At 58.6% G+C, this 6876-nt stretch carries 7 protein-coding genes; 2 read left to right on the top strand and 5 right to left on the bottom strand.

The window, feature by feature from the left end; all coding sequences use genetic code 11:
* Positions 1-158: 158 nt before the first annotated feature.
* Positions 159-854 carry a 5,6-dimethylbenzimidazole synthase gene (gene bluB, locus WCA53_RS25600; protein WP_423917009.1) on the bottom strand — a complete coding sequence of 232 codons (696 nt, stop codon included), beginning with the start codon at positions 852-854 and terminating at the stop codon, positions 159-161.
* 152 nt (positions 855-1006) lie between these two features.
* Positions 1007-1807, bottom strand: coding sequence for a hypothetical protein (locus WCA53_RS25595; RefSeq protein WP_423917007.1), 801 nt, complete (start codon positions 1805-1807; stop codon positions 1007-1009).
* 312 nt (positions 1808-2119) lie between these two features.
* Between WCA53_RS25595 and WCA53_RS25590 the strand changes: the two genes are divergently transcribed.
* Both WCA53_RS25590 and WCA53_RS25585 read left to right on the top strand, forming a co-directional pair.
* Positions 2120-2881, top strand: a complete 762-nt coding sequence (locus tag WCA53_RS25590) for a flagellar brake protein (RefSeq protein ID WP_423917005.1) — start codon at positions 2120-2122, stop codon at positions 2879-2881.
* Positions 2882-3204: 323 nt separating this feature from the next.
* Positions 3205-4965, top strand: coding sequence for a winged helix-turn-helix domain-containing protein (locus WCA53_RS25585; protein ID WP_423917002.1), 1761 nt, complete (start codon positions 3205-3207; stop codon positions 4963-4965).
* Positions 4966-5071: 106 nt separating this feature from the next.
* Here WCA53_RS25585 and WCA53_RS25580 read toward each other — a convergent pair whose 3' ends face one another.
* From WCA53_RS25580 to WCA53_RS25570, 3 genes are all read right to left on the bottom strand, one after another.
* Positions 5072-5323, bottom strand: a complete 252-nt coding sequence (locus WCA53_RS25580) for a DUF4148 domain-containing protein (RefSeq protein WP_423916999.1) — start codon at positions 5321-5323, stop codon at positions 5072-5074.
* A gap of 268 nt (positions 5324-5591) precedes the next feature.
* Positions 5592-5945: a cupredoxin domain-containing protein gene (locus WCA53_RS25575; RefSeq protein ID WP_423916997.1), complete on the bottom strand. Its 354-nt coding sequence runs from the start codon at positions 5943-5945 to the stop codon at positions 5592-5594.
* A gap of 37 nt (positions 5946-5982) precedes the next feature.
* Positions 5983-6876: metallophosphoesterase family protein (locus WCA53_RS25570; protein WP_423916995.1), on the bottom strand; the 894-nt coding region annotated here is incomplete at its 5' end.

The raw sequence follows: 6876 nt of genomic DNA, 5'->3' as shown, positions 1-6876 counted from the left end.
TTCTTTGCTTCGTTTCTTTGCGCGTTTGCAAAGAAATGAAGTCCCGCCCCGGATAGGGGCTAACAGAAATAAGCAAGAAAATCCGACTTAAGCAGAACGACCACGCTAGCAGAAGGACTCAATGCTCGCCCCACACTCGCCGCAAGCCGAAGTCCCCTTCACTCCCCGCTAACAGAACTGCCCAAACCGCTGACAGCCGGACCCTTTGGCCAGAAATTTTCATTAACGCAATGCGTCACGGGCACTCGTTTCGCCCATCCTTCGACTTGCAACATGGGCTGGTCATAAAACCGGTCAACATGCCCGATACACAAAATCCCAACAGGCTTAGCTTGCGCAGGCATGTGCAACAAGCGCTGCACCGCACTCACATCGAATAGCGATACCCAACCCATCCCGAGTCCTTCCGCACGCGCGGCCAGCCACAAATTCTGGATCGCGCACGCGACCGATGCCAGGTCCATTTCGGGGAGCGTCCGCCGCCCGAACACATGCCGCTCGCGATCTTCCGTGAGCCCTGCGACCAACACTTCGCCACAATCGAGAATGCCCTGCACCTTGAGCTTCATGAACTCGTCACTGCGCTCGTTCAGCGCCTCGGCCGTCGCGCGCCGCTCGGTCTCGACAATGTCATGCAAGGCCACGCGCAGGCGGTGGTCGGTCACGCGAACGAAGCGCCACGGCTGCATAAAGCCGACGCTCGGCGCATGGTGTGCGGCATCGATCAACCGTGCCAACTGTTCTTCCGATACGGCCGCGTCGCTGAAATGGCGCATGTCGCGGCGTTCGTAAATTGCCCGGTAAACGGCAGCGATCTCAATGTCGGAAAAGCGGTTGGAAGGCGAGTCGGTCATGGAGCGTTTTTTGAGAGTTAAAAGCCAAGGCTCGATTGTGCAGCGTTTGGACTCTCGCAAGGGCTCTCGCCGACTGCGAAAAAACCCTTATCGCGACCGCTTCCACGAAAGTAAGAAGCGTGGGCCAAGTCAACGGCTAACGATTCCGCGATTTAATCGGGTGACGGCAGCGCGGCCAGCGCGTCTACGGAACGTGCACGCTGCGCCAGCGCCAGTCGCCTGGTCGCCCATTGCACGAGAATTGCGAGCGCGGCGGCCTCGATAAAAGCGGCTGCGGTCCCTTGTTTGGGAAGAGAAAAGATAAGGCACAGGCAAAAAGCGGCGAACGAAAATCGCCCGAGTACCATGCCACGCAGCATCGAAATGACGAAGTCAGGACCGTGCGAGCGATGCGATGAGACCGACAAGATGCTGCCCAGCATCGGAAAGACCGCGAGAATGCCGCTCCAGCCAGGTCCTATTGCAGCGGACAGTGTGGTGACAAGGAAGGTAAGCGCCGCGCCTGCGGCCATGCGTCCGGCCAGGTCGGTCCAGGTGAGCCGCCCACCGGTCACTTGTGCGTTGCTGCGCGGAAGAAACGTCTGTCCAAACGCTACGGCAATCGCGGCCACCGCTATTGCCCATCCCGGAGAGGCCGGCATCATGGCGAGCTCCCCGGCTGCCACCAACCAGCTTGCTAAGCCTAAGCACAAGGCAACAGGCCATCGCGAGGACCTGCAACTCCATGCATAGGCGAAATTGAAAGCCTCTGACGCGAGGATCGCGGACAGCGATAAGGTTGCCGCATGCACGCCAAAATTCGGTCCGTGAATAAGAACGAGCAGGAAGAGAATCGGCCCGGCGATCACCGGCAATCCCGCGAGCCAGCCGGCAATGCCGGGACCCCACCGTTTGCCCGCCAGGGAAATGGCAAACAGAAAAAACGGAACCAGCGTCAGTTTTAGGGCCAGCATGAAGAGTCGATTGATTTAAAGGCGAATCGTACCCGTTTCCTCAACCGATGTTTGATGCAAGTAAGCATGACTGCAAGAGGCGTTGTGCGTGGAGAGTTCCGCAAAGAGACAAGCTAAGGCACAAGGTCAATCTTGCTTTGCGTCGTGGAGTGTTGCGCGGAACGCTATTCGTACCGATTAACAGCGCCGCTAGACAAGATGTGCATTTACTGAAACGCGGTATCGTAATAAAGTTCCGAACTCTCTGTGCGGCAACGCACGCTTCAACACATATCCGATTTTCTAATCGCCCAACAACGCACGGATGATCAAATGATTGTCGAGCAATTGTCAGACGCCAACGGCGCAGATCCGTCCACTCAAGAGCGTCCCGACTACGGTCGACGCGACCCGCGGCAAATCGCGATCTATTTACGCAATCTGGCGGCTAGAGGCGACTTCGTGACCATCGAATTCGGTGGCAAGCAGATGGCGAGCCAGTTGCTCGACGTCGATGCCGCCGGTGCAACTTTTATCTTCGACCGAGGCAGTAACGAGGAAGAGAACCAGGCGCTACTCGGCGCCGCCAAACTCGTGTTTCGCGGGTCCCCTGAAGGCGTGAGGATCGAATTCGACTCGGGCGCGCCGTCCGAGACCGTGTTCGAGGGCCGTCCCGCATTCAAGTTGCCATTCCCGGAGGTTGTCTTTTGCGTGCAGCGCCGGGAATACTTTAGGGTCGAAACACCGATTATCGAGCCGTATGTTGCCTCAGGCAAGTTTCCGAACGGCGAAACATTTCGATGTGAGGTCCATGATTTGTCGCTGGGCGGCGTCGCGCTCAAGACGCACAAACCACCTATTTCCGAGTTGGAAATCGGTTGCACGCTAGAGGACGTCAAGCTGAATTTTGGCATCTTCGGTCAGCTTTCAATCGACCTTCAGCTTGTTTCTCCGCGCTTCATGGTAACGGCGAAGGGAGATCGCTTGTATATCGTCGGCTTCAAATTCCCGGATCTGCCCGGGAACGCGGAGCGAACGCTTCAGCGCCTGATCACGCACCTTGAAGGCAAGCGGCGCGCGCTAGTGTCGCGGTAATTATTTCGTGGCCGAGTCAGCGCGCGCACGTCGCGAGCTGGCTCCGGGTCATGTTCGAATGCGTGGGGAGCACGTGCCTGTCCCTCGCCCGGAACCCTCGCCCAGAAATCAGTCCTCCTTGACGACTCTTCCGCGCTCGGAAATCATTTCTGCAGTGCGCGCGTTCATTGCCTCTTTCAACATCACGAACTACAGTTCTCCGGAAGCCGTCGTGAGACCATAGGCATGCCTCCTTGATCAGTGGCCAAAGCAATACGGCCGCTAGGGATCTTGCGCCTCGCGCCAATCGTGCCGGCCCCCCAATCGGCGTCATTGGAGCGCACATGACAACGCAACGACTCGTCCAGTTCGGCGATATCGAACTCGACATCGATCGTTATGGCTTGCGCCGTGCCGGCCAGCCTGTGCCTCTCGAACGCTTGCCAATGGAGTTGCTCATCCTGCTTGCTGCGCGCAACCGGCAACTGGTCTCACGCGCGGACATTGTGAAAGCGCTTTGGGGAACAAACGCATTTCGCGATCTGGATAGCGGCATCAATACAGCAATCCGAAAGATCCGCGTTGCACTGTGCGAAGACCTTGAGCAGCCCCGATACCTCGTGACGATCAAGGGAAAAGGGTATCGACTGGATGGCGTCGAGGTCGCTGCGGACAATGCAACGACCCACGAGATTGCGCCTGTCCGTGTGCTGGTCCTGCCTTTTCGCAACATGACGGGCGACGCGTCACGCGATGATTATTGCGATGCTCTAGCCGATGAAGCGTCGGCGCGCATCGGCGCAATCGATCCTCAGCGCGTCAGCGCGATCGCACGAACAACGGCCGCGCGTTACAGGCACACCGACAAGAGTATTGCTGAGATTGCACGGGAGCTTACCGTCGACTATGTGCTTGAAGGTTCGATGACCTGCGAGGGCAGTCGCGTGCGCGTCCTGGCGGATCTCGTTCGATGCGGGGATCAGGCGCAGGTGTGGAGCGGGGCGGTCGAACCGTCTGCAAGAGGCAGGCTGGATATCCAGGCCGAGGTGGGGACGGCGCTCGCTGGACTGGTCGTGCCTGTGCTCGTTGCGCACCAGGGGGATGCGCGAGCGAGACGTTCGCCTGTCGATCCCGCCGCGCATGATGCTTACCTGCGTGGTCGTTTCTACTGGGCACGTCGTGTGCATTTCGATTCAGGCTTCGCGGCCCAGCATGCCTTGAGTGGTGAAGACTTCGCGCGCAGTCACAGTTACTTCGAAGCGGCGATCGAGCGGGACCCTACCTACGCGCTGGGTTATGTGGGGTTATCGAACATCTTCGGGTCCACTGCGGTGCATGGTTTCAATCCTGCGTCCGAGGGCTTTCCAAAGGCACGTGCTATGGCATTGCGCGCGCTCGAACTCGACCCGGACCTGCCTGAAGCGCATCAAGCGCTTGCAGGCGTGCTCTATTTCTTCGACTGGGACTGGCGCCGTGCGGAAGCGGAATTCCTTGAGGCGCTGCGTCTCAATCCTAATTATCCCGAGGCCAGCCGGTTGTATGCGCGGCTATTGCTCGTGGTCGGACGAGAGTCGGAAGCGACCGCGCAATTTGAGCGGGCCGAGCGGATCGACCCATTGGCGTTTGAAGGTTCGCGCATCTTCGGGCGCGTGTTAGCCGGAAAATATAACGAAGTCGTGCAGGAATATCTGAATGAGGGGCGCGGTGACCGGTCGCCGCTTGTCTATCAGGTGCTCGCAACTGCGTTCGAGGTCGAAGGCATGTACAAGGAGGCCGTCGATGCAACCATTGAAGCGCTAACCCGCTGCAATGCCCACGCGCGAGCTGAACAGATTCGCTCGGCGTGGCAGGCGGGAGGCTTCGACGGCGTTCTCCATTGGCACTTGCAGGACCTGCTTGCCAGAGAACACAAGGGCTATCTGTCGCCCTTATTGCTGGCTGAAATGTATGCGCGCCTGGAGCGGCCCGACGAAATGTTCTACTGGCTCGAACGGGCCTTGGCGGACCGCTCGCCAAGACTGTTCGAACTGCGCCTGAACGCGTGGTTCAAGCGCTACCGGACGCTTGGGCGCTTCAGGAAGTTTGAAAAACGTATAGGGTACTAAAGCGGTCGTTGATGTCGTCAAGACCGCTCGGCATGTTGCGTCGTGGGGGAAGTAGCGCCCGCCGCGAGCGAAAGAAGGATGGACCCGCTCAATTGCCTTGTATAGATCATTGGCCCTTGTATAGATCAGTGTTCAAGCGGGTGAGTTCACCCGACTTTTCTGCGTGTATCAAATCTTGCTTGACCTGGGCGCGAGTCAGGCCCATAGGAGCGCCATTCTGCGAGGCATTGGACATCCCGCCCGTGTCCTGGTTCGCTTGCGCCTGTGCTGGCTGCGAAGGCGTGGATGCGTCTTGTGCCCAACTGTGTCCCGCCATCAAGGCGAAGGCCAGTGTTACTGCGATTTTTAGTGTTTTCATTTCGGATTCCTCGGAGAAGGTCCATGGGTGGCTTGCGTGTGCGTAGCCGGGCAGGCAATGTCCCCGTTCAATAGCGTCGGTGTCCGGGGAATTCGCCATTGATCATGGTGCTATCCGCCGTGTCGAACCATCATGTACGCAACGTGCAGAAATCGTTAACTCTAGATTTCCGTAACGGCGGAACGCGCGTGTCTACTGAGAAAAGGCCCGTTTGGCCGGCAGGCTGGTGCTGTCTCATTCTCTATGTCTCCTAGCGTGGAGCAACCTGCTATTTAACGATCACCACCCCCGTCATGCGTGGATGCATCGAGCAAAAATAGCGGTATGTGCCGGGCTTCGCGAAGGTTTGCGAGAAGCTGTCGCCGGAGTCGAGCGGCCGCGAGGCGAACTCGCGGGGCGTCGTGTCGCTTGTGACCAGATGCGGCATGTCATCGTGGTTCTCCCACCTCACGGTCGTTCCAGCCTTGATCGAGAGTTTCGGTGGATTGAAGGCGAAGTTGTCGATAACAACAGTCGCCGATGGCGCATCCGTTGCATAGGCGCACGGACCTGACGCGAGCAAGATTGCGCAAGTCAATAGTGCCAACATGCCTGGATTTCGCCCTTTCATACGTGTGTTCATGATCGCCTCTCTCCTTCCTCGTTAAGTAAGTGTTTGTTCAAGTAGCAAGACGAGTGTCCAGCAACGCCAGTTCCGAGTTGCCCGGAACGTAGTTCACAGCCCGCACACCCAGGAGCGTGCGTAACGTATCGGCGGGAACCTTCATTGGGCCAGGACCCGCAGCGGTGCCCGGAGCCGGTTGCGGGAACGCCGTCGAAAGCGCGGTGTAGAAGCTGATTTCCCCTTCGACTTTTTGTGCCACTTGGTGGACGTGCCCGTTTAGAACCGTGACTGAGCCAAAGCGCTTCATTAGCGCAAGAGCTCTTGAACTGTCGTCCGTAGCCCAGCCCCATGCCGGATAAAGCGACCAGAGCGGGATGTGTGCAAAGACCACGATCGGCGTGCTGGACGAGCGCGATTTCAAGTCCTGTTGGAGCCATGCGAGCTGTTCGTCGCCGAGAAAGCCCAGCCCCCCGCCGTGCAAATCGATCACGTTGACGAGCCCTATGAAATGCACGTTGCCCTGGTCGAAGCTGTACCACTTGGTGTCGCGGGGCTTTGAGAAGCGCTCGAAGTACGAACCGCCGTTGTCGACCAGCACGTCGTGTTCGCCGGGTACGTAGTGGACATCGAGGCCTGCCGTGCCGATGATTTGCGTGGCCGTGTCGAATTCGCCGGGCTTGGAGAGATGGCTGACGTCACCGGTGTGGATCATGAACGCCGGCCGTACCGGCATGGTTTGGATCTTGCCGATGGCTTCTTGCAGCGTGCTTGCCGGGTCGAGATTCGGGTCTTTGCTAAAGCCTATATGACTGTCACTGATCTGCACGAAACTGAATGCACGGGTGTCGGTTTGCGCCGCTTGCGCGGCGCCGAGCAATGTCGAGCCTGGCACGCCGCCGCTCAGGGTCCACAGCACGCCCGCGCCGGCCCACGCCATGCAACTGAGCGC

It is taken from the genome of Caballeronia sp., assembly GCF_049581465.1.
Lineage (GTDB): Bacteria > Pseudomonadota > Gammaproteobacteria > Burkholderiales > Burkholderiaceae > Caballeronia.
This window is presented reverse-complemented; position numbering and strand designations above follow the sequence as displayed.

Bases quoted from the DNA above. Each gene is read 5' to 3' on its own strand.
- bluB (WP_423917009.1), bottom strand. From the start codon at position 854: ATGACCGACTCGCCTTCCAACCGCTTTTCCGACATTGAGATCGCTGCC.
- WCA53_RS25595 (WP_423917007.1), bottom strand. From the start codon at position 1,807: ATGCTGGCCCTAAAACTGACGCTGGTTCCGTTTTTTCTGTTTGCCATT.
- WCA53_RS25590 (WP_423917005.1), top strand. From the start codon at position 2,120: ATGATTGTCGAGCAATTGTCAGACGCCAACGGCGCAGATCCGTCCACT.
- WCA53_RS25585 (WP_423917002.1), top strand. From the start codon at position 3,205: ATGACAACGCAACGACTCGTCCAGTTCGGCGATATCGAACTCGACATC.
- WCA53_RS25580 (WP_423916999.1), bottom strand. From the start codon at position 5,323: ATGAAAACACTAAAAATCGCAGTAACACTGGCCTTCGCCTTGATGGCG.
- WCA53_RS25575 (WP_423916997.1), bottom strand. From the start codon at position 5,945: ATGAACACACGTATGAAAGGGCGAAATCCAGGCATGTTGGCACTATTG.